General features: G+C 36.4%; 19 protein-coding genes. 11 read left to right on the top strand and 8 right to left on the bottom strand.

The window, feature by feature from the left end:
• The first annotated feature begins 53 nt into the window (after nucleotides 1–53).
• The 4 genes from NDQ75_RS04185 to NDQ75_RS04170 all read left to right on the top strand — a co-directional run bounded on the left by NDQ75_RS04185 (nucleotide 54) and on the right by NDQ75_RS04170 (nucleotide 2350).
• A complete protein-coding gene (locus tag NDQ75_RS04185) occupies nucleotides 54–476 on the top strand; it encodes a SufE family protein (RefSeq protein WP_202028126.1) in 423 nt (140 codons plus the stop codon).
• 5 nt (nucleotides 477–481) lie between these two features.
• Nucleotides 482–805: an SUF system Fe-S cluster assembly protein gene (locus NDQ75_RS04180; RefSeq protein ID WP_202028125.1), complete on the top strand. Its 324-nt coding sequence runs from the start codon at nucleotides 482–484 to the stop codon at nucleotides 803–805.
• A 28-nt stretch (nucleotides 806–833) separates the two neighbouring features.
• Complete coding sequence (locus tag NDQ75_RS04175) at nucleotides 834–1340, top strand: DUF2480 family protein (protein WP_202028124.1); 507 nt, start codon at nucleotides 834–836, stop codon at nucleotides 1338–1340.
• Nucleotides 1341–1423: 83 nt separating this feature from the next.
• Nucleotides 1424–2350 carry a DUF3078 domain-containing protein gene (locus NDQ75_RS04170; protein WP_202028122.1) on the top strand — a complete coding sequence of 309 codons (927 nt, stop codon included), beginning with the start codon at nucleotides 1424–1426 and terminating at the stop codon, nucleotides 2348–2350.
• A gap of 63 nt (nucleotides 2351–2413) precedes the next feature.
• Here the strand turns inward: NDQ75_RS04170 and hflX are convergent, their stop codons facing one another.
• Nucleotides 2414–3625, bottom strand: coding sequence for a GTPase HflX (gene hflX, locus NDQ75_RS04165; protein WP_202028120.1), 1212 nt, complete (start codon nucleotides 3623–3625; stop codon nucleotides 2414–2416).
• Nucleotides 3626–3780: 155 nt separating this feature from the next.
• Here hflX and NDQ75_RS04160 point away from each other — a divergent pair, with 155 nt between their 5' ends.
• Both NDQ75_RS04160 and NDQ75_RS04155 read left to right on the top strand, forming a co-directional pair.
• A complete protein-coding gene (locus tag NDQ75_RS04160) occupies nucleotides 3781–4731 on the top strand; it encodes an endonuclease/exonuclease/phosphatase family protein (protein WP_202028118.1) in 951 nt (316 codons plus the stop codon).
• 253 nt (nucleotides 4732–4984) lie between these two features.
• Nucleotides 4985–7972, top strand: a complete 2988-nt coding sequence (locus NDQ75_RS04155) for a S8 family serine peptidase (RefSeq protein ID WP_202028117.1) — start codon at nucleotides 4985–4987, stop codon at nucleotides 7970–7972.
• Between the two features lie 205 nt (nucleotides 7973–8177).
• Here NDQ75_RS04155 and NDQ75_RS04150 read toward each other — a convergent pair whose 3' ends face one another.
• Nucleotides 8178–8822, bottom strand: a complete 645-nt coding sequence (locus tag NDQ75_RS04150; RefSeq protein ID WP_202028115.1) for a 2OG-Fe(II) oxygenase — start codon at nucleotides 8820–8822, stop codon at nucleotides 8178–8180.
• Between the two features lie 130 nt (nucleotides 8823–8952).
• Nucleotides 8953–9321 (bottom strand): YegP family protein, encoded by a 369-nt coding sequence (locus tag NDQ75_RS04145; RefSeq protein WP_202028112.1) that lies wholly within the window; start codon nucleotides 9319–9321, stop codon nucleotides 8953–8955.
• 321 nt (nucleotides 9322–9642) lie between these two features.
• Here NDQ75_RS04145 and NDQ75_RS04140 point away from each other — a divergent pair, with 321 nt between their 5' ends.
• Nucleotides 9643–11553 carry an OmpA family protein gene (locus NDQ75_RS04140; RefSeq protein WP_202028111.1) on the top strand — a complete coding sequence of 637 codons (1911 nt, stop codon included), beginning with the start codon at nucleotides 9643–9645 and terminating at the stop codon, nucleotides 11551–11553.
• Between the two features lie 201 nt (nucleotides 11554–11754).
• Entirely contained in the window at nucleotides 11755–13362 is a 1608-nt protein-coding gene (gene pckA / locus NDQ75_RS04135) for a phosphoenolpyruvate carboxykinase (ATP) (RefSeq protein ID WP_202028109.1), read from the top strand.
• 99 nt (nucleotides 13363–13461) lie between these two features.
• Here pckA and NDQ75_RS04130 read toward each other — a convergent pair whose 3' ends face one another.
• Genes NDQ75_RS04130 through NDQ75_RS04120 form a run of 3 tightly spaced genes read right to left on the bottom strand, consistent with a single transcriptional unit; the run spans nucleotide 13462 to nucleotide 16562 of the window.
• Nucleotides 13462–14208, bottom strand: coding sequence for a uroporphyrinogen-III synthase (locus NDQ75_RS04130; RefSeq protein ID WP_202028107.1), 747 nt, complete (start codon nucleotides 14206–14208; stop codon nucleotides 13462–13464).
• Between the two features lie 9 nt (nucleotides 14209–14217).
• Entirely contained in the window at nucleotides 14218–14880 is a 663-nt protein-coding gene (locus NDQ75_RS04125; protein ID WP_202028106.1) for a DUF4271 domain-containing protein, read from the bottom strand.
• Nucleotides 14881–14882: 2 nt separating this feature from the next.
• Complete coding sequence (locus tag NDQ75_RS04120; RefSeq protein ID WP_202028105.1) at nucleotides 14883–16562, bottom strand: ArnT family glycosyltransferase; 1680 nt, start codon at nucleotides 16560–16562, stop codon at nucleotides 14883–14885.
• Nucleotides 16563–16693: 131 nt separating this feature from the next.
• On the opposite strand from NDQ75_RS04120, the gene NDQ75_RS04115 reads away from it, so the two are divergent.
• From NDQ75_RS04115 to NDQ75_RS04105, 3 genes are read left to right on the top strand one after another with little or no spacing between them, the layout of a single operon-like run.
• Nucleotides 16694–17422 carry a polyprenol monophosphomannose synthase gene (locus NDQ75_RS04115; protein ID WP_202028104.1) on the top strand — a complete coding sequence of 243 codons (729 nt, stop codon included), beginning with the start codon at nucleotides 16694–16696 and terminating at the stop codon, nucleotides 17420–17422.
• Between the two features lie 22 nt (nucleotides 17423–17444).
• A complete protein-coding gene (locus NDQ75_RS04110; RefSeq protein ID WP_202028103.1) occupies nucleotides 17445–18779 on the top strand; it encodes a dihydroorotase in 1335 nt (444 codons plus the stop codon).
• A gap of 3 nt (nucleotides 18780–18782) precedes the next feature.
• The gene (locus NDQ75_RS04105; protein ID WP_202028102.1) at nucleotides 18783–19172 is read left to right on the top strand and encodes a DUF4296 domain-containing protein; all 390 of its coding nucleotides are present in this window, start codon (nucleotides 18783–18785) and stop codon (nucleotides 19170–19172) included.
• 12 nt (nucleotides 19173–19184) lie between these two features.
• On the opposite strand, the gene NDQ75_RS04100 is transcribed toward NDQ75_RS04105, so the two are convergent.
• The gene (locus NDQ75_RS04100) at nucleotides 19185–20177 is read right to left on the bottom strand and encodes an NAD-dependent epimerase/dehydratase family protein (RefSeq protein ID WP_202028101.1); all 993 of its coding nucleotides are present in this window, start codon (nucleotides 20175–20177) and stop codon (nucleotides 19185–19187) included.
• Between the two features lie 57 nt (nucleotides 20178–20234).
• Complete coding sequence (locus NDQ75_RS04095) at nucleotides 20235–21851, bottom strand: S41 family peptidase (protein WP_202028100.1); 1617 nt, start codon at nucleotides 21849–21851, stop codon at nucleotides 20235–20237.
• Nucleotides 21852–22314 lie beyond the last annotated feature (463 nt).

The raw sequence follows: 22314 nt of genomic DNA, 5'->3' as shown, positions 1-22314 counted from the left end.
AAAACAGTTGAATAGCCCATATTCTTGTTGTATTTTTGTTGAAAATTATTAGTATGACGATTCAAGAAATTCAAAATGAGATTGTTGATGAATTCTCTATGTTCGACGACTGGATGCAGCGTTACGAATACATGATAGAATTGGGGAAATCATTGCCGCTTATTGATGATAAATATAAAACGGAAGACAATATTATTAAAGGTTGCCAGAGTAAGGTTTGGGTTCACGCAGAGCTTGAAGACGATAAATTAGTGTTTACTGCAGATAGCGATGCCATTATTACTAAGGGAATTATTGCTATTTTAGTAAGGGCATTTTCAGGCCAGCGACCAAAGGATATCATGGAAGCCAATACCGATTTTATTGATGAAATAGGTCTTAAAGAGCATTTGTCGCCCACGCGCGCTAATGGATTGGTGAGCATGATAAAGCAATTAAAAATGTATGCAATTGCGTACCAAACACAATTAAACTAGAAGTAATGAGTGAAACTATAGATACAACAGCTTTAGGTGAAAAGATTGTAAAGGTTTTAAAAACCATTTACGATCCCGAGATTCCCGTGGACATTTACGAATTGGGTCTTATTTATGATGTTTTTGTAAATGAAGACCATGAAGTAAAGATTTTAATGACTTTAACCACCCCAAACTGTCCTGTGGCTGAAACACTTCCAGTAGAGGTTGAAGAAAAAATAAAGACTATTGAAGAAGTGAAAGATGCAGAGGTGGAAATTACTTTCGATCCGCCTTGGAGTCAAGATTTGATGAGCGAAGAAGCAAAATTGGAGTTAGGGCTTTTATAAGCCTAGATACAAATATTTCACCTTAATTATGCAAGAAGAAATAATAAATAGAGTTGCGCAGAGCAAATTAGTAACTTTTAATTTGGAAGATTACTACCCAGTCGGTCAGCGTGTACTTTTCGATATTTCCGATTGGCTTTTGGAAGGTTTTCTTCTGAAGGAAAAAGATTTTCGGGAACAGGCAAAAAACCATGATTGGTCCCAGTATAAAGACAATTACGTAGCATTAACTTGTTCTACGGATGCTATTATCCCTGGTTGGGCATATATGTTGCTAACCACTTATTTATCCCCTTTTGCCAAAAAGGTTTTTGTGGGCTCGTTAGAGCAATTGGAAACGGCCATTTATCAAGAAGTTATTGCAAATTTGGATGTGTCTGAGTTTAAAGATCAACCGATAATAGTAAAAGGGTGCTCTAAGAAGCCGGTTCCAGAAAATGCGTATATCATGCTAGTTCAGAAACTATTTCCGGTTGCCAAAAGTATTATGTACGGCGAGGCCTGTTCATCTGTTCCTCTATATAAGAGAAAATAAATAACATATTCCCCTAAAATATCTACAATAAGTATTAATATTGCACGAATTTTAAAAATCTAGTAAACTTAAAATTGAAATCAATGAAAAAATTAATGGTGCTAGGAGCGCTTTTATTGGGAGTATCTTTTACGTACGCGCAGGATGCAGACGGGGAAGAAGAACAAACACAAGGGTGGACTAAAGGGGGAACATTCACTTTTCTATTAAATCAATCAGCTTTTAGCAACTGGGTTGCTGGGGGACAAAATAACATCTCGGCTACAGCGGGAATAAATTACGACTTTAATTATTTAAGAGGTGAATGGTCCTGGGACAATAAAGTAATCGCCTCTTACGGTATAAATAGTAACGATGATCAAGGATTACGTAAAACCGATGACCGTTTTGAATATAACTCCCTAGTTGGCAAAGAAGCTTTTGGAAATTGGAACTATTCTTTCTTTCTGAACTTAAGGACTCAATTTACCGATGGATATGATTACGACAATGATCCAGATGGTGATTTTAATACTTCTGGACTTTTTAACCCTGCTTACCTAACATTCGGTCCAGGTATGGAATGGAAGAAAAGTGAAAACCTTAAATTTAATATCGCGCCAGCTACTTCAAAAATGACTTTCATCAGTGACGATGTTTATATCTATGATGAAAGCGATGCTGATGGAGATGGAAATCCGTTTATTAGACACAACAATCCTTTAAACACAAAGCAGGCATACGGAATAGATCCAGGAGAAACGTTTCGTTATGAGTTAGGTTTTTATGCGTCTGGATATTACAAGTTCAAAGCAATGGAAAACGTAACCATTGAAAACACTTTGAATTTGTATTCAAATTATCTTGAAGATCCACAAAATGTAGATTTTGACTACACCCTAAATGCGGTAATGAAAATTAACGAGTACCTTTCTACTAATTTCACCCTGCAATTGGTATATGATGATAACGCAGTTACAGCGTTGCAGTTGCGTGAGGTATTTGGATTAGGCGTTAATTTTGGATTCTAAAAACGAATAAAACTAAATCATAAAACCCCAAAGATTTCTAAAGTCTTTGGGGTTTTATTTTAACTAAAGTCCTTCTTCGTATTCGGGATAAAGGAAGTTGTTATAAGGGAACCTGGTAATATGAATTTTCCTTACTTCTTCATAAACTTTCTTCCTGAATTCATCCAGATTTTCTTTGTTTAAAGCAGAAATAAAGAGTACATCTTCACCGGCGCGGTTCATCCAAGTTTGCTTCCATTCTTCCAAAGTAAAGTGTTTGGTCGTTTTTTCGGTTACCAAATCGTCTTCATCAATGGTTTCGTGCTCGTAATTATCAATTTTATTAAAAACCATTATGGTTGGTTTCTCTAAGCTCTTGATATCCTCCAAAATCTGATTTACCGAAGCAATGTGTTCTTCAAAATTAGGATGCGAAATATCAACCACGTGAAGCAGCAAATCGGCTTCTCGAACTTCATCTAAAGTACTTTTAAAAGATTCTACCAATTGCGTTGGGAGTTTACGTATAAAACCAACCGTATCACTCAATAAAAAGGGAAGATTACCAATAACTACCTTGCGCACTGTAGTGTCCAAAGTAGCAAAAAGTTTATTTTCAGCAAACACATCACTTTTGCTAATCACGTTCATTAAAGTAGACTTCCCCACATTGGTGTATCCAATTAAAGCAACGCGCACCAACGCACCACGATTTCCACGCTGCGTTTCCATTTGCTTGTCAATTTTCTCCAACTTTTTCTTCAGTAAGGAAATTCGGTCACGAACTATACGTCTATCCGTTTCAATCTCTGTTTCACCCGGACCACGCATTCCAATACCCCCTCTTTGACGCTCTAAGTGAGTCCATAACCCTGCCAATCGTGGTAATAGATATTGATATTGCGCCAATTCCACCTGTGTTCTCGCATAACTTGTTTGCGCACGCTGGGCAAAAATGTCTAAAATAAGACTTGTCCTATCAAGGATTTTGGCCTTTAAGAGTTTTTCAATGTTCTTTTGCTGAGCTGGTGTTAGCTCATCATCAAAAATAACCGTACCGATGTCATTTTCATTAACAAATTCACGAATCTCCTCCATCTTACCGCTACCGATAAAGGTTTTGGGATTAGGGGTATCTATTTTTTGTGTAAACCTTGCTTTAACTTCGCCACCGGCGGTATATGCCAAAAACTCCAATTCGTCTAGGTATTCCTTCGACTTTTCTTCATCTTGCTCCTGGTTAATAATACCGATAAGCACCGCTTTTTCAAAATCTAATGTTTTCTTTTCTAGCATAGAATTAAATGTAAAGCACAAAGGTACGCAATTGATTTTTTCGTTGTAAACTAACCTACCTCATTTTCTTTGGCTTAATCATTTTAAGGTTAAAGTAAGTTTAAATTCGCTTTTAGTAATTTTGATGACTATCAATAGTCAATTTAATATTTAGCATGAACCAGCGAAACGCATATACCGTTGCCTTTTATAATTTGGAGAATTTATTTGACACTGTAAATGATCCCAACATTTTGGATGATGATTTTACTGCTGAAGGTCGGTTGATGTGGACTCGTGAGCGGTACGAAAACAAAATCCATAAATTGGGAATGGCGATTTCCCAAATTGGTGAAAAGGATGCTGCTCATCCGCCAGCCTTTATAGGCGTAGCAGAAGTAGAGAACAAAGCAGTTCTTAACGACCTTGTGGCATCGGCTGACTTAAAAAAATACAACTATAAATATGTTCATTTTAATTCACCGGATGAACGAGGAATAGATACTGCTTTACTTTATTGCTCCGATCTGGTTGAGGTGCTAGAGGCCAAACCCATAACATTATTGGTGTATAACCAACCAAATATACGTGATTTCACAAGGGATATTTTGTATGTGCGGGCAGAAATGGGTGGGGAGGAAATCCATGTCTTTGTAAATCATTGGCCGTCTCGAAGGCAAGGTGCTGGTGAAACGGCCCATAAAAGAATTGCGGCGGCCAAACTGATTCATGAGCATATTGATGAAATTCGCTTAAAACATGCAAGCCCTAAATTTATAATAATGGGCGACTTCAACGATGATCCTAATTCTACGAGTATTAAAGATTATTTGGTGAAGGACAGACTTTATAATCCGATGTTAACACTTTTAAATCCTACCGAGCGAGGCAGTCTAACCCATAAAGCGGCTTGGAACCTCTTTGACCAAATTATTATTTCAACCAATTTTTTCGATGTTTCCGAAGGTAAATTAAGATTTAAGAAAGCGGATATTTTAGACGAGCGATTTTTGGAAGAATGGGACAAAAAATATGAAGGGTTTCCTTTTAGAACCTATGTTGGAAAAAAATATTTAGGTGGTTATAGCGATCATTTTCCTGTCTATCTAATTTTTAGTGCGAAGTAATATAAGGATTTATGGTTCTGAGGCAATATTTGGTGAGTTTACAGGCTAAAAAATCTTTTAAAAACAAAAAACATCGATGAAATGCACTTTTTACTACAAATAAATCGTACATTAAAAGTAATCCAATACGTACAAATTTACTGATTTTAAGCATTTCATCGAAAACCACATTGCATTTCATCGAATAAATCGTGCATTTTATCGAGTAAGCTTGGTGATTCTCCTACTTTAGTATCACCAAATCACAGATACTATGAAAACGATTTTACAACCTCAGAATTTTCTTTTTGCTATTCTTACAGCAATCTTGTTTTTCAATAGTCAGTTTGTAACAGCTCAGCACACCTTTCAAAAGGTGCAAGAGATTGAAGGGCATCATAGCAATGCTTTATTGTCGATTTCAAAAAAATTAAAATCCAAAGCCGTACTTCAAAAAAAGGAGGCGCAACAAATAGCGCTTTCAAAAGGATGGGAAGTATCTAAAAAACTTCCTAATGGAGGATATATGGAATTAGAGAAAATTGGACCAGATGGTGCCCCAATATACTTTACCACGTTCAACGACAATGTAGTATATACATCTAGGTCCAATTCTCTATACCGTACAGGTGATTTGCAATTGGATGTAGATGGTTTAGGAATGTATGTTGGTGTTTGGGACAGTGGAAATGCTTTGCTATCTCACCAAGAATTTTCAGGAAGAATAAAATCTGGAGACGATTCTAAAAGAACAAGCGGTCACGCAACCCACGTTTTGGGAACGATTATAGCTTCTGGAGTAGATGCAAAAGCAAAGGGTGTGGCTTACAATGCAGAAGGAGTTACTTTTGATTGGTCTAACGACGAAGCGGAGGTGGCTGAAGCAGCTGCTAACGGAATGTTACTTTCCAACCACTCTTACGGAATTAGCGGTAGAACAATTCCAGATTGGTACTTTGGAGCTTACATTTACCAAGCACAGGAATGGGACGAAATTATGTACAATGCGCCTTACTATTTAATGGTAACTGCCGCGGGAAACACACAACAATATCAATACAACGAAGCGCCTAACGTAGGAACAGCTGCAGATGCGTACGACCTTTTATTGGGTTATGCAGTTGCCAAAAACGGATTGACAGTTGCGGCCGCCGATAATGTGGTTTTAGATGAAAATGAGAATCTGTTAAATGCAGATATAGCTTCTTTTAGCAACTTTGGTCCTACGGATGACGGTAGAATTAAGCCAGATATTACTGGAGAAGGTGTAGATGTATATTCTGCTTACGACGATAGCAATGCAAGTTACATTGCACAGTCTGGAACATCTATGGCAGCTCCTGGTGTAACGGGGTCACTTTTGTTACTTCAGCAATACTATAAAGAAACACACAATACTTTTATGAAAGCGGCTACTTTGAAAGGTTTAGCTTTACATACCGCTGATGAAGCTGGAGATTTTCCAGGTCCAGATTATCGATTTGGATGGGGAATCATCAATACTAAAAAAGCTGCTGAAACTATTTCCAATGCCGGTTTTGAGTCGGAAATTATTGAAGAATCCCTTCAAAATGGAAACACTTTCTCTATGGAAGTAGAAGTGGAAAAAGGACAAACCTTAATGGCTTCCATTTCTTGGACTGATTTAGCCAACCCAAATAAAAATGAAGGAAACCTTAATGATGCTACGGCTGTTTTGGTAAACGATTTAGATATCGTAATTACCAAAGAAGGAGAAGACGGGGTGTTTTATCCTTGGAAATTATCGGTAAGCGATGTAAATGCTGGTGCTAAAAAAGGAGTGAACAATGTAGATCCTTTTGAAAAAATTGAAATTCCGAATGCGACTGGAACTTATAAAATCACTGTTACTCACAAAGGAAACTTGGCAACGGCCGCTCAAGATTTTTCATTGATTGTTACAGGTGTAAAAGGAAGCGATTGTGTGCTTGATACACCAAAGAATTTAATTGCTACAGAAGCTGGTGAAAACGAGGCTACTTTAGGATGGGATTTTGTACAGGATGCTATTTACGAAGTTGCGTATAGAGCACAAAGCAACAATAAATCTGCAGAAAACAACTGGAATACGGTTTTAACTTCTGAAAACACTACTGAATTAAACGAATTATCGCAAAATACCGTTTATGAGTGGAAAGTAAGAACTTTGTGTTCTGCATTGGCAGAATCTGACTACAGTGAGGTGAAAAACTTCAAAACTAAGTTTGTTGATGTTGAAGCTCCAAATATGGTTGAAAAAATTGAAGCTAGTGCAATTACACAATCTTCTTTTCAGTTAAGTTGGGATGCTGCCAAAGACAATGTGGCAACAACTTTATACAATGTTTATCTCGACGGAATTAAATTGAATAGCGTTGCTGGTACTTCGGTTGAAGTAACTTCATTACAATCAAATACATTGTACACTTTAGAAGTAGAAGCGGTTGATGCGGCTGGGAATACTTCAGAAAAAAATACATTTCAAGTAAAAACTTTATCCGAAGAAAACCTTTCAGAAGTTTTAGTAGCCAACGATTTTGAAAATGGGATCGGTAACTGGAGTGCTGCTGGAATTTGGGGAGCAAGCAAAGGAAAATACAGCTTGGATAATAGCATTGCAGCAAGCAGCCGTGAAACTGGAAATGCATCGATTGTTTCTCCAAGTATGAATTTACTTCCTTTTGAAAGAATAATAATCGATTTTCATGTATTAGCGACTTCAGATAAAAACAATGACAAAATCGTAGTTTCTATTAATAATGGAAATGGTTGGGATGCGGTTGAAAGCTATATCATCAATCAAGATATTGAAGATGGTTATTTCTATCAAGCTACATTGGCTTTCACCAACAAAGAATTAAAATTTTCTAGCAACACCAAAGTAAAAGTAGAAACGCAAATATTAAATCATACAACAAGTGTTTATTTGGATAACATTTCAGTAAGAGGGTTTACAAAAGCGGAAAGCAAGAAAAGCTCTTTGGATAGATTGGCAGCTATGGACGCTAGCGAATTGTTGGAAGCAAAGGAGGATATTAGAAGAATTAATGTGTATCCAAATCCTACTGTAAATTCTATCAAGATTAATGGACTTACAGCCACAAACGATGCATATCAAATTTACAATTCTGCGGGAACATTGGTTAACAGCGGAAACGGTTTCAATAAAATGATTGATGTTTCTAGACTTCCAGCGGGAATGTACATTGTTACTGTTCAACAAGATGGGACAATGAGTGGAACTAAGTTCGTGAAGAACTAATTTGACGCAGAAATAGTCAAACACGACATTTAGTGTTCGCGAATGGCTTGTTTTGTTTATAGTTATTTCTTAATTGGATTCGGCGTAAATGGACAAAGTGGGCAGTTGGCAGTCTATTTGGTTACTGAAAATTTCTGCAAACTGACCACTGGCCACTGTGAAAATTTCACCACCCAAAACCTAACGCCCAAGAGCTAACAAGAACTTACCTTGTTTTCAGCCAACCTGTAATGCTCAACCTTTCGGATGCCAAAACAGGTTTAACCTCATGTTCTAGCACTTGACTTTCAAAAATTACCACACGGCCGGGAAGCGGATAAAGACTTTTAACTTCTTCAACACCATTTTTTTGTTGGTAAATAGTCAATTCACCGCCGTTTTCATTTTTCCAATTGGTGTCATTTAGATAACAAACAAAAGAAAGCTTCCTTCGATCGTCGTTTTGAAAAGTGTCTAAATGCCTTTTGTAAAAAGTCCCTTTTGGGTACAAAGCGTAATGAAACTCTTTGTGTAAAATTCCCAAAAAACAAGTTTTATTTAGGTAATGCACCAAATGATTGATTTTAGAAAAGAACAGTTGCTCGGCAGGATTGGTGGATTGTTCGTCCATCCATAAAACAAAATCCCCTCGGATAGAACGTTCAATTTGTTCTTCGAATTTGTTTCCGATGGCTGCTTTTTTGAAACGGTCTTCTTCGTACTTTTCCAGTAAAGAATTTCGTAATCGCTCTACTTCTTCCGAAGAAAAAAAAGCATCAACTACACTGTATTGTTGCTCCAGTAAATCGTTGATTATAGTTTCGTAAAGTGGATTTTCAACAAAATCCAATTGATCGAATAACTCGTCCATTGCCATCCAATTAAAAAGTGGGCAAATATAACTTTAAAACGTATTCGTCAATTATTTATTTTTCTGAAGTCATATTCACTTAATTTTTACATTGTATTTAGGGATTTGGAGGGAGGTAGAAAAGAGTTCTTTATAAAGATTCTGAAGCTTCTTCTTCGGCAAAAACATCTTCATTTTCAGAAAAATCAAGGGTTTCCGCAGCAGCCACATATTTTACAATTTCATCAATACCTTTTTCAAGCATTCTCGGGGTGGAGTATTTACGGCTTGTGGCGAGTACCAAACCTCCTTTAGACAATCTAAAAAAATGCTTCCCAGAAGGCGTGCTTTTTCTAGTAAAAGTAAACATTTCGGGCTGTTGTCTGATAGCGTTTATAATTACTTTGCAATCTGATTTTTGCTGACAACCAATACTTGTAAAAATGGTTTTCCCTTTTCGGGAGGTAAATACAAATTTAAAATGCCCGTTTTTTCGTTTGCTGATAACAAACATTCCCATACCGATGTACTTATTTAAAATTGATGTGTTTTGGAAAACTGCAAAGCTAAATTTTTATAGGTAAAACGAATCTTTTTTTCCATAAGAATTGTTTTGGTTAAGCAATTGAATATGTTTAGATGAGAATTAAAATTGCATTTCAACTATGTTAAACTACGGTACATCTATAATTTTACGAATTCTTAAAATTTTGTTAAACATTTATACGATAAATTCTCAAAATAGACCGTAAAGGTTTATGAATGAATTAGGTTCCCCATAGCCTGCTTAAAAAAAATTGAATTATAGAAGTTTAGATTTCATATAATTATTGAAAAGAAAATGCTCCAAAATATTTCCCTGCAAAAAAAATCGGGTGCCAGAGCTTTCTGCTTGGTACTATTCTCATTGAGTTTCATTTCACTCTCGATTGCACAGGATAAAAAATTAAAGCGCGCAAACCGTGCTTACAATAAGTTTGATTATGTTAAAGCCATTAATATGTACGAAGGAATCGCAGATAATGGTTACCAATCTGCAGAACTTTACGAGAAATTAGGGAACGCCTACTACTTTACGGCAGAACCCGAAAAAGCTGTTGATTGGTACGGGAAATTAATGGATTCTGATGCGAGTTTAACAGCAGACGATTATTACAGGTATGCTCAATCGTTAAAGGCTAGAGGGGACTATACTAGAGCGAATAGTGTTCTCGAAAAGCTGGCAAGTGTGTTTCCTCAAGACAACAGGGCGGCTTTATTTCGCGACAATCCAAATTATCTGGAAGATATTTATAGGGATTCCGTTAAATTAGAAGTTTCTCCCGTTATATTTAATTCTCCTTATTCTGATTTTTCTCCGGTTATTAGTAATGCTAAGGTTTACTTTACTTCAGCAAGGGATACCGGTTTTTTAGCCAAAAACATGCAAAGTTGGAATCAGAAGAGGTTTACAGACATTTACGAGGTTAATCTAAAAGGAGAGAACAAAGTAAATAAGCTTTCTAAAAAAATAAATTCAAGATATAACGAGTCGACGGCTATTTTTCTTCAAAACGGCAACAAAATTTACTTTACCAGAAATAATGCGGATAATAAAAAGTTATTAAGAGGTAAAGAAGAAGTGAATAGTCTTCAAATTTATGAAGCTGAACTAAATGAAGAAGGTGTTTGGGAAAGTATAAATAAGTTGCCTTTTGGTGATTTAGAATATTCCATCGCGCACCCAGCGTTTAGTAAGGATGGAGAGACAATGGTTTTTGCTTCCGATATGCCAGGAGGTAAAGGCAAATCTGATTTATACATGGTTTCCATAAATTCCGACGGTGCTTTTTCTAATCCAGTAAGTTTGGGAGACAAAATTAATACCGAGTCCCGTGAAACTTTCCCTTATTTGTCTGAAGGAAAATTATATTTTTCCAGTGATGGACATCCTGGGTTGGGCGGTTTAGACCTTTTTGTGGCAGATTTGGATGAAAGCTTTAACGTGTTAAGTGTTAAAAACCTTGGATTCGGAATCAATTCCCCTCAAGATGATTTCAGTATAACCACCTTTCCAAAAGATACCGTAGGTTATTTTGCTTCCAACAGAGATGGAGGTAAAGGAAGTGACGATATTTACGCTTTCAGCAAAAATTGTCTTAATTCCATCAGTGGAAACATAAAAAATAAGGAAGGTGAAGCTATTTCCGATGTTGAAGTAACATTCACTTTTGAAGATGGAACGCAGCAAACTCAGCTTACCAATAGCGAAGGGGATTACGTGTTGAGCAATTATTTCCCGTGTGGTGAAAAAGTCAGCGTAAGTTTAGAAAAAGATGGGTATGTGTCTATTGAAGAAACCATTAAGGTTGAAGAAGAAGAGCAATATTCTTTTACATTGGAATTAGAAGATTTGCACGAGCACATTACCTTTAATGAAATATACTTTGCTTTTGATAAGTCATATATAAAAAGCAGTGCTAAAGAAGAATTGAACAAAGTCGCTCAATTTCTAATTGAAAATCCGAAGTACAACTTAGAGATTGCATCTTTTACCGATAGCATAGGAGACGAAAATTACAACCTTGGCCTTTCACAGCGGCGTGCGAATGCCACGGTGAAATACCTAATTTCCCAAGGGGTGGAAGAAAACAGGGTAAAAGGAATAGGAAAAGGAGAGGCACAGTTGGCAGAATGCTTCAGTGAAGAACCTTGTGATAAGTCGGAAAAAGAACTTAATAGAAGATCAGAATTTAAGTTACTGAGAAATTAACATCTACAGCATATCATGAAGAACCCTCAAGATTTTTTGAGGGTTTTTTAGTTAAAAAAGGTTATTCAAACCGAAAAGGTATCCTGGTGAATAGTAATTTGTAATTTATTCAATTTCAGTTTAAAAAAACGAAACTCAAACGTTGTAGTAGCATAATTTTATTACATTTGCAGTAATTAATAACATCAACTCAGCAAAAACATGATGGATAAAACACTTGTTACGCAAACGATTTCGTTAAAAAAATATGGAATAACGAAAGCAAAGGTTAATTATCAACTAAATCCTGAGGAATTACACAAAATTACCATTGAAAAAAATATGGGAAAAGAAACCACCTCAGGTGCTTTGGCCATAAATACAGGTGAATTTACAGGAAGATCTCCCAAAGACCGTTTTATTGTAAAGGACGAAATAACCAAAGATAAAGTTTGGTGGGGGGATATCAATTTGCCTTTCGCAGAAGACAAGTTTGATGGTCTTTACGACAAAATGGTAGATTACTTATCCGAAAAGGAATTGTATGTAAGGGATTGTTACGCGTGTGCGGATAAAAATTATAAGCTAAACATCCGTGTTGTTAATGAATATCCGTGGAGTAATTTATTTGCTTATAATATGTTCCTACGCCCATCGGAAGATGCTTTACAGAACTTCGAGGAAGATTGGTTGGTGTTGAACGCGCCGGGGTTTAAAGCAGATCCATCGGTTGATGGTACACGGCAGCATAATTTTGCCATTTTAAATTTCAGCAAGAAAATTGTTCTCATTGGAGGAACGGGTTACACAGGAGAGATTAAAAAGGGGATTTTTTCTGCTTTAAACTTTCTTTTGCCGGTGTATGCCAATACTTTACCTATGCATTGTAGCGCAAATGTTGGAGAGAAAGATGATACCTCTATTTTCTTCGGATTATCTGGGACTGGGAAAACCACGTTGTCTGCAGATCCTAACCGCAAACTGATTGGAGATGACGAGCATGGCTGGACAAAAGAGGACACAGTTTTTAATTTTGAAGGTGGATGTTACGCTAAAGTGATTAATCTTTCTAAGGAGAATGAGCCAGATATATTTGGTGCTATTAAAGAAGGTGCCTTGTTGGAAAACGTAGTGCTTGATGACAAAGGAAATGTAGATTTCAGTGATATTTCGATTACTCAAAACACAAGAGTGAGTTATCCTATTTATCACATTAAAAACATTCAACAGCCTTCCATAGGATATACGCCAAAAAATATATTCTTTTTAACAGCAGACGCCTTTGGTGTTTTGCCTCCAGTATCTAAGTTGACTCCGGGGCAGGCTGCATATCATTTTATTTCTGGGTATACAGCAAAGGTTGCGGGAACAGAGGCTGGTGTAGATGAGCCCATACCTTCTTTCTCAGCTTGTTTTGGAGCTCCATTTATGCCATTGCACCCAACGAAATACGCAGAAATGCTTAGTCAAAAAATGAAGGATACCAAAGTGAATGTTTGGTTGGTTAATACGGGATGGACTGGTGGTCCTTACGGTGTTGGAAAGCGCATGGCGTTAAAATACACACGAGCAATGATTTCTGCCGCGATGAATGACGAACTGGGAGAGGTGAACCATAAAAACTATCATGTGCATTCGGTTTTCGGATTGGCACAACCTAGAAAATGCCCAGGGGTTCCAGAAGAAATACTAAATTCCAGAATGACTTGGAATAACGATGAAGCCTACTACAAGCAGGCTCATAAACTTGCCGATGCTTTCAAGGAAAACTTTAAAAAGTTTGATTCCTATGCCAGTGAAGAGACGAAAGAAGGCGGGCCTTTAGTGTGAATTAAGATAAGGGAGGGTGAAGTTTCCCGAGTTTACAAATAGTTAGTAAAAAGAAAAGCCTCTGGACTTCCAGAGGCTTTTTAATTCTATTTGAAATTTTTATTTCTTGTTCACCTGTGCAATGTACTTTTCTAAAGCCATCGTCATGGAAGGAGTTTCTGGAGTTGGTGCTTCAATATCAATTCGAAGACCAGCTTCCGTAGCCGCTTTAACTGTGGTATTACCAAATACAGCAATACGAGTGTCATTTTGCTCAAAGTCTGGGAAATTCTTCAATAAAGATTCGATTCCAGAAGGGCTAAAGAACACCAAAATATCATAATAAACATCCCTAAGGTCAGAAAGGTCACTAATTACCGTTTTGTACAAAATAGCACGCTTCCAGTCCACTTTAAGATCGTTCAATGTTTCAGGGATAAGTGGTTTTAAAACATCTGAAGAAGGTAATAAAAACTTCTCGTCTTTGTATTTTTTAATAAGAGGAGCCAATTCTTGGAAGGTTCTTTTACCAACATAGATTTTTCGCTTTCTGTACACCACATATTTTTGCAAATAATAAGCTACAGCTTCCGATTGGCAGAAATACTTCATTGAGTCTGGAACTTTAAAGCGCATTTCTTCAGCAATTCTAAAGAAATGATCCACAGCATTCCTACTCGTAAGAATGATCGCTGTAAATTGTGTTAAGTCAACTTTTTGCTGTCTTACATCTCTTGCATTTACTCCTTCAACATGAATAAAAGGTCTAAAATCCACCTTTATTTTTTGCTTTTCAACCAACCTCAAATAAGGAGAATTTTCCACCTTTGGTTCAGGCTGTGAAACTAAGATTGTCTTAACTTTCATAAATATCCGTTAGTTTGAAACCTTATCAATAAAATAAAATTTTATTACTATCAAATAAGGGGCTATTTCTAGCGCGCAAAGATACAAAATAAAATAAAATAAATATTTTCCTATTAATTTTTGATGATTCCTTAATGTTAGGATCATCGCAATAAGATTTAATGAAGCAAATGTGAAAATTAATAGATAAAATATAATTTTATGGCTTAAATTACTGTAAATGAATAAACTAATAAAAGGAAGTAAAATTATAGCAGCTAAGTTACGGTAGGTAACTTTATGAAAGTGGAAGCTTTCAGCAAACCCATTTATATCAAAAATAGTGGCGATTATTTTTTCCAAATAAAACTTGAAAAGGATGAAGAGGAACAGGAAAGGAAGAATTAAGTAAAGTTCAATGTCATGAGGCAGTTTAAAATATTCCAAAGTAATCCAAACAACCAAGGAAAATACAATCAACTGCGGCAGAAATAGGAAAAAATTAAATACACTGGTCGCCTGATTAGGCTCTTTACTATAGATTTTTAAGTACTTGTAGTTTACGAAAAGGGAAATAAAGGCATTGAATTTTTGTTCGTTCACCAATTTTGCAGCGGTCAAACTCACCAAAGAAGCGAGTAACAAAAGTGTTTCAATGGTTTGAAAATTAGTATTTCTTAAAACTTCGTTCACCTTTATTTCAATTTAATTTTTTCGCCTTGAAAACCGGGATATGTGCCATTATTAATAATTCCCATTCTAAAATAAGTAGCATCAGGAATGATAACGGTATCGGGTATTTTTACGTTAAGCGTAACCGTTTCGTTTGGTTCAATATTCACTGATTTACTTTCTACAATTAATGGGAATTTTTTCAAATGTTGTCGGTCCTCATCATATAAAAGTGCTCCAAAGTTAAGTGAATCTAAAACAATCCTTTCGGAATATGGGTTTTTTAAACGCGCGGCAAACTTAGCTGGAATAGAATTTTTAAAGTTTTCAGGGTCAATTTCTATTTTCATCCGTTTATAGGTGACCAATGAGTCTATGTAAATCCCCTTTAGTTTACGAGTCCGAAACTCTTGAATCACTGAGAAATTATATTCGGTCATATAATTTTCATCGGCAGTAAAATAAGCTACTTTTTTCCCCCTAACCTTAAATTCAGAATTATCCAATGAGAATTGATTCTGTCTATCGTGAAGGTCATTTATCGAAAAAACCGTTGCCCCTCCGGAATAGAAATGATACATGGATGCGTCCCGATACGAGTTATGAAAAACAACAGGAACGTCTCCAACTTGTGCCTGCAGTTCTTTAACCCATTTTTTGTTTCCATAGGCTTCATATTTTAAAGGTGAAATGGGTTGATAAATGAGTGCAACCCTTAAAAAAAGAATTAATATCACGGAGAAAATACTTATGCCGAAAAGCCATGTTCGATACTTTTTATTTTCGTAAGCATACCGTAAGGAGAAAAGGGTGAGCGGGATTGCCATCAAAATGACCCATTGCGCTTGAGTTTTTCTAGTAAAACTATAGTACAGAAAAAATAGAAAAACACCAACACCTAAGTATTTTAAGGCCTTATCGAATTTGCTCTTGGAAGACACCTTAAAAAAAGCATAATACATTAATGGAAATGCAAGTCCGGCAACGGCTATACAATTAAGTAAATAATGTGTTGTGAATTTTATTTTATACGAGTCGTTTGAGCGTTCAAAGAGGTGATATTCCAATGGAACAAAATCTACAGTGGATAACCACCATAAATGTGGGATATACAATAATAGTCCGAAAACGGAAGCGAGCCAAAACTTACCATTTTTCAAAAGTGGTAGATTAGAAAGAACAACAAAACCGATTAATAAAATTCCGTGATATTTACTGTACATAACAGCTGCCATGCTAAACCCGAGTAGAAAAACGGAAAGCCAATCTTTCTTATCTAAAAAACGTTTGTAAGCCCATAAAAATAGCAGACTAAAGGTAACCAATGGTGTGTCTGGGACCATCATAAAACCGTAGGCTACCAAAAGCCCTATGCTGCTTACAAAGGCAATAAATAGCCAAGTATATTTATATTTTTTGTCGTGATCTATGAGTTGCCACAGCAGCCACATATTTAAAGCGTAGAGTATGGGAGCCATAAAGCGGACACCCAATTCGCCATTAAAAAAAGTGATTCCTATTTTCACCATTAAAGCAACCATGGGAGGGTGATCGAAGTAGCCCCAATTGAGGTTTTCAGCAAAATAATTGTAATAGGCTTCATCAAATATTAATCCTGTATACGCGCTTTGTATTAAGTTTATTACAATGGTTGCGAGCAAAAATATCAGAATTAATTTTTGGGAATAGGCCTTGTTAATCATAGTTTAAGTGCTGCTAAGTAAAAATACATAAATTCTACACGGCAAAATTCCTTAAAAACTATCTAAAAAACCAGAAGATAACGTAAATACTTTTTATTTAATGTTATTTTTGTCATTTCAAGACAATCCGCATGCAATCAGACAGCTTAGTAATTATCCCTACTTACAATGAGATTGAAAATATCGAGGCTATAATTTCCGCGGTGTTTGAACTTAATAAAACCTTTCACGTACTCATTGTAGATGATAATTCTCCAGACGGAACCGCACAGAAGGTCGTTTCTTTAAAAGAACAGTACCCTGAAAGGTTGCACTTGGAAGTAAGAAAAGAAAAATCAGGATTGGGTACTGCCTATATCCATGGTTTTAAATGGGCGTTGAAACATGATTACGATTTTGTCTTTGAAATGGATGCAGATTTTTCCCACAATCCAAGGGATCTCATTCGGCTTTATAACGCTTGTGTCAACGAAGATGCTAGTGTAGCCGTTGGATCAAGATATGTAAAAGGAGTAAATGTAGTTAATTGGCCTTTACAAAGAATTTTGCTTTCTTATGGAGCTTCGGTATATGTAAAGCTGATAACAGGAATGAAAATTCACGATCCGACTGCTGGTTTTATGTGTTATCGAAGAGCGGTTATAGAAAGCATCGATTTAGATTCCATCAAATTTATAGGGTACGCTTTTCAGATAGAAATGAAGTTTAAAGCTCATTTAAAAAAATTCAAAATTATAGAAGTCCCCATTATTTTTAAAGACCGAACACTAGGAAAATCCAAAATGAATGGTAGAATTATAAATGAAGCAATTTTTGGGGTGATAAAACTGAAGTGGGAGAGTTTGTTTAGCAAAGCTTAAAAAATTAGAAAAACAGTTACGAATGGAAAGAACGATTATAAAAAATGCAACTATTGTCAATGAATTTCAAACCTTCGAAGGTGATGTGTTGATTGAAGGCGAACTGATAAAAAAAATTGGGAAAGACCTTTCCGAGGCAAACGCTACCGTAATTGACGCCAAAGGCAAGCTTTTGATGCCAGGAATTATAGACGATCAAGTTCATTTTAGGGAGCCGGGTCTTACACATAAAGGAGCCATTGCTACGGAAAGTAGAGCAGCCGTTGTCGGTGGGGTTACTTCATTTATTGAACAACCAAATACCATTCCCCAAACCGTTACTGTTGAGAAACTGGAAGAGAAAATGGAGATGGCGCGGCAGACCGCATTTGCTAATTACTCTTTTAATTTTGGTGGGACAAATGATAATATCGAGGAGCTAAAAAGGCTGGATAAAAAAGCATGTGCGGGGGTAAAATTGTTTTTGGGTTCTTCTACAGGAAATATGCTGGTGGATGATGAAAAGGTAATAGAAGAAATATTTTCCAATACCGAACTGGTTATTTCTGCTCATTGCGAAGATGAAACGACCATTAAAAACAACTTTGAAAAGTATAAGGCGCAATTTGGGGATGATATTCCCATTGCATATCACCCAATTATTAGAAGTGAAGAAGCGTGCTATCTATCTTCCTCCAAGGCTATAGAACTGGCAAAAAAAACCAATGCACGTTTGCATGTGTTTCACCTTTCTACTGCCAAGGAAACCCATTCGTTTAGGAATGATATTCCGCTTGAACAAAAAAGAATTACTTCGGAAGTTTGTACACACCACCTTTGGTTTTCAGATGAAGACTACAAAACCAAAGGAACGCTTATAAAATGGAACCCAGCGGTAAAAACAGCAGAGGACCGCGAAGGTCTTTGGGAAGCACTGCTAGACGACCGAATTGATGTTTTGGCTACAGACCACGCACCACACACTTGGGATGAAAAACAAAACGTTTATACCAAGGCGCCTTCTGGCGGACCGCTGGTACAGCATACTTTGGCGGCTCTGTTGGAAAAACAAAAACAGGGTGTTATTTCACTTGAAAAACTAATTCAGAAGATGTGTCATAACCCAGCAATCCTTTTTGATATTGAAAAGAGAGGATTTATACGGGAAGGTTATTTTGCAGATTTAGTGCTGGTAGATTTAGAACATACTTGGACGGTGGATAAAAAGAATATTGTTTACCATTGCGGATGGTCACCTTTCGAAGGATCAACCTTTTCGTCTAAAGTCACCCACACTTTTGTAAATGGCCATTTAGCGTATGAGAATGGTATAATTTCTGAAAAGAAAAACGCAAAACGACTTACTTTCAATAGATAAATTATGAGGCAGGTTTTATTATTACTGACTGTTGTATTGGTTGTATTCTCCTGCAATGAAGACATTGTGGAAAAACCGGAAAATTTAATTCCGAAGAAAACCATGGTCGATATTTATTACGATATTTCTATGTTGAATGCCACGAAGGCAACTGCTATTAATAAGTTGGAGGAATACGAAATTGACCCTCAAGAATTTTTGTTTGAAAAATACAATATAGACAGTACTCAATTATCCAAAAGCAGTATTTATTACACGTCTAACCCGGCAATTCAATTGGAAATGTTTGAAGAGGTTGAAAAACGTTTGCAAAAACTTAAAGATACCTTAGACGTAAAACTGCAAAAACAACGGGAGGAAAAGGAAACGGCGCCAAGTAAAATTGAAAAGTAGCAGGGAAGTCTATTAAGAATTTTTAGCGACAATCCGTTTAATGGTATCTTCTATTTTAGTGAAAGTTATTCCTAACGTGTCTTTCGCTTTATTGTGACTGTAAAAGGTTTGGGAAGTTAAGGAGTTGGCAGCGGTTTTGGTAAGCTTTCTTTTTCTTCCCGGAAACAAAGCCAAAAACCAATCCAACCGCCAGAGAATGGACAATTGCCAAGCAGGAAGCTTTTTAGTTGGCTTTTTTGTATTTAAAGCGTCTGCAATGCCTTCTAAAACAGATTGATAGGTTTTGTTTTCGCCTACTATTATAAATCGCTCGTTGGTAACGGGTAAATTCATGGCATTTACCATTGCTTTCACTACATCTTTAACATCTACAAAAGCTGTTCCGCCAGTTGGATAAAACGATAGTCCGTTTTTTATTTTTGAAAAGAACGCATTGCTTGGTGCGTCGTTAAAGCCTTCCCCAAAAACCACTCCGGGATTTAAAATTACGGCATCGACTCCTTCTTGAGTGCCACGCCATACTTCCATTTCTGCACCGTATTTGGTGATGGCGTAAACATTATTTTCAGCCTCAGGGTTCCAATAAACCGTTTCATCGATATCCTCATTAGTGGGTTTGGTTCCTAAGGTGGCGATGGAACTTAAATGGCATAGTTTTTTAATTTTATGCGTAATGCAGAGATTAACAATGTTCGCGGTACCTTCGATATTGGTTTGCCTCAGAATTTTATAATCAGATGGGTCGAAAGATATCAAACCGGCGCAATGATAAACATGGGTAACGCCCTCAAATACCTTTTCCAAAGCAGGGATATTGGTAACATCGGCTTCTTGCCATTCAATATTTTGAAAATAGTGAGAGTATCCTTCCGAAGAAAAAAAATCTTTGACCAAAGCAATTTTATCTTGAGTTCGATATGTTGCTTTCATCGCACGCTCTTCTTTTGCCAAATGTAGCAGCAAATGAGCGCCAATAAGACCTGTTCCCCCTGTGACTAATATCATGGAGCTAAAATACGATTCTCATTTTAATTGAAAGGAAACTTTTAGTAAAGCAAAGCACTACTTTAAAATACTCGAATACTTTGATGGATTATTTAAAATCTCGCTAGCCGTTTTAATAGCATCATCATTTTGTAAATAGTAATCGTAAAGTCCGTCTCTGTAAAAGTAACGCACAATCAACTCGTCTTCGATGTTTTTCATAATGCTTTGTTGATAAGCATCTAATGAGGCGAGTTTACTTTGGTTAATATCCGTTAACAATTTTTCGTAATCTTTTTTCACAGATTCCCCAAATTCGTCTATCTCTTCACTTTTCATCACCTTTTTTAAGGCCTGTTCCGTTTTAGTTTCGTAGGTAAAGCCACTTTCTTTCACGTAGTTTTTAAAGTCTTGGTAGTCGCTTGATGTGAAATTAAATTGAGACATGTCATTTATAGGGTGCTTGTAGTAATATTCCGTAGCATAATCAAAAAGAACATTGTTCATTTGTAAAGCTTTCGTAAGACTGTTGTCTTTGAGCTTGCTAACTTCTACATCTGGTTTTACGCCGCCCCCGTCATAAACTTTTCGCCCGTTTCGGGTGGTAAACTCGTTAAAATTTTTGTTTACAACCGCTTTTCCGTCTTCGTCCCTATTCCAATAATCCATAGATTGGATGCAACGTCCGCTTGGTGTGTAATATCTTGAAATGGTAACCTTCAGTTGTGTTCCGTAGTTAAGTTTAATGGGACGCTGTACTAAACCCTTACCAAAACTTCGAGCACCCACCACAACCGCGCGGTCGAGATCCTGTAAAGCGCCACTTACAATTTCACTTGCTGAAGCACTTCGGCCGTTAATTAAAACCACTAGCGGTATTTCGGTGTCCACCGGATTTTTTCTTGTATAATATTCTTGATTGAATTTTTTTACTTTGGATTTCGTACTTACAATAAGTTCCTTTTTTGGCACAAAGAGATTGCAAACGTTTATGGCTTCCGTTAATAGGCCGCCGGGATTCCCTCTTAAATCCAACACAATTTTTTTGGCACCATTATTTTTTAACTCCTGCAAAGCATCTTCCGTTTGTTTAGAAGCCTTGCTGTTAAATTTAGAGAGCACGATATAGCCGGTTTCAGGGTCAATCATGTTAAAGTAAGGAACTGCATCAATTTCAATTTCTTCCCTCGAAACCGATGTTGTCATAGTTTTCCCTTGCCTTTTAAAAGTTATTTCAACATCGCTTCTTTTAGCTCCTTTTAAAAGTTCGGTAGCATCCTCTTTAAAATCAGAAACGTTTATATCTCCAATTTTTATTATTTCATCCCCGGCTTTAAGTCCGGCTTTGTCCGCAGGATAGCCTTCATAAGGTTCAATAATAAGTAATTTGTCATCGTAGCTTCTTACAACAGCGCCTATTCCCGAATATTCACCGGCATTGCTTATTTTAAAACCTTCCACATCCTGTTCGTTCATAAAGTTGGTGTAAGGATCTAAATCTTCTAGCATGCTTTTAATTGCCGTATCCATCAATTCTGCGGGATTGGTTTCATCCACATAATTCATGTTAAGTTCTTTAAAAAGTGTGGTGAATATCTCTACTTGTTTAGCGATTTCAAAGAAATCGTTTTTAAAACTGGTGCCAACAAATAGAACGATAATGGCAAGTGCTGGAATTATTATTTTCTTCTTCATAAGGCCTTCAAGTTATCTTTTAAATTGTATGGGGCTGATTTCGTGCGTACAAGTTACTGGATTCAGAATTATTTAGCAAGTTGATTTTTCTCTACTGAAACTGGACTCATTTAAGTTAAAATTCAATCTTCTTTTGTGAGGATAAATGATTTGGGTTTCAGATGTTCCGCAATAGAATATGTAAAAATATGTGCGATTTTAAAAGAATCAAAAATCCTTTCATTTTTGTCTTGACACAAAAACGAAACAAAAAAGTCAAGACTGATTTAAAAAGTATGAAAAAATCTACGGAAACATCCCCCACAGATAAAAAGAACTCGCTACGCTCAAACAGCTTTTTATCTTTAGGCCAACGCCGCTTCCTTGATTTTTAATACTTTTTAAATAGGTCGGCTCTTAACAACATTCATCATTTTCACTCATGATTAAGCCTTGTTAGAGTCATTTGAATTGTTATGAGAAT

Origin of the sequence: Galbibacter mesophilus (assembly GCF_023721415.1) — a bacterium.
Classification (GTDB): Bacteria; Bacteroidota; Bacteroidia; order Flavobacteriales; family Flavobacteriaceae; genus Galbibacter; species Galbibacter mesophilus.
This window is presented reverse-complemented; position numbering and strand designations above follow the sequence as displayed.

Excerpts from the sequence above, each read along its gene's own strand:
- NDQ75_RS04185 (WP_202028126.1), top strand. The coding sequence starts at position 54 with ATGACGATTCAAGAAATTCAAAATGAGATTGTTGATGAATTCTCTATG.
- NDQ75_RS04180 (WP_202028125.1), top strand. The coding sequence starts at position 482 with ATGAGTGAAACTATAGATACAACAGCTTTAGGTGAAAAGATTGTAAAG.
- NDQ75_RS04175 (WP_202028124.1), top strand. The coding sequence starts at position 834 with ATGCAAGAAGAAATAATAAATAGAGTTGCGCAGAGCAAATTAGTAACT.
- NDQ75_RS04170 (WP_202028122.1), top strand. The coding sequence starts at position 1,424 with ATGAAAAAATTAATGGTGCTAGGAGCGCTTTTATTGGGAGTATCTTTT.
- hflX (WP_202028120.1), bottom strand. The coding sequence starts at position 3,625 with ATGCTAGAAAAGAAAACATTAGATTTTGAAAAAGCGGTGCTTATCGGT.
- NDQ75_RS04160 (WP_202028118.1), top strand. The coding sequence starts at position 3,781 with ATGAACCAGCGAAACGCATATACCGTTGCCTTTTATAATTTGGAGAAT.
- NDQ75_RS04155 (WP_202028117.1), top strand. The coding sequence starts at position 4,985 with ATGAAAACGATTTTACAACCTCAGAATTTTCTTTTTGCTATTCTTACA.
- NDQ75_RS04150 (WP_202028115.1), bottom strand. The coding sequence starts at position 8,822 with ATGGACGAGTTATTCGATCAATTGGATTTTGTTGAAAATCCACTTTAC.
- NDQ75_RS04145 (WP_202028112.1), bottom strand. The coding sequence starts at position 9,321 with ATGGGAATGTTTGTTATCAGCAAACGAAAAAACGGGCATTTTAAATTT.
- NDQ75_RS04140 (WP_202028111.1), top strand. The coding sequence starts at position 9,643 with ATGCTCCAAAATATTTCCCTGCAAAAAAAATCGGGTGCCAGAGCTTTC.
- pckA (WP_202028109.1), top strand. The coding sequence starts at position 11,755 with ATGATGGATAAAACACTTGTTACGCAAACGATTTCGTTAAAAAAATAT.
- NDQ75_RS04130 (WP_202028107.1), bottom strand. The coding sequence starts at position 14,208 with ATGAAAGTTAAGACAATCTTAGTTTCACAGCCTGAACCAAAGGTGGAA.
- NDQ75_RS04120 (WP_202028105.1), bottom strand. The coding sequence starts at position 16,562 with ATGATTAACAAGGCCTATTCCCAAAAATTAATTCTGATATTTTTGCTC.
- NDQ75_RS04115 (WP_202028104.1), top strand. The coding sequence starts at position 16,694 with ATGCAATCAGACAGCTTAGTAATTATCCCTACTTACAATGAGATTGAA.
- NDQ75_RS04110 (WP_202028103.1), top strand. The coding sequence starts at position 17,445 with ATGGAAAGAACGATTATAAAAAATGCAACTATTGTCAATGAATTTCAA.
- NDQ75_RS04105 (WP_202028102.1), top strand. The coding sequence starts at position 18,783 with ATGAGGCAGGTTTTATTATTACTGACTGTTGTATTGGTTGTATTCTCC.
- NDQ75_RS04100 (WP_202028101.1), bottom strand. The coding sequence starts at position 20,177 with ATGATATTAGTCACAGGGGGAACAGGTCTTATTGGCGCTCATTTGCTG.
- NDQ75_RS04095 (WP_202028100.1), bottom strand. The coding sequence starts at position 21,851 with ATGAAGAAGAAAATAATAATTCCAGCACTTGCCATTATCGTTCTATTT.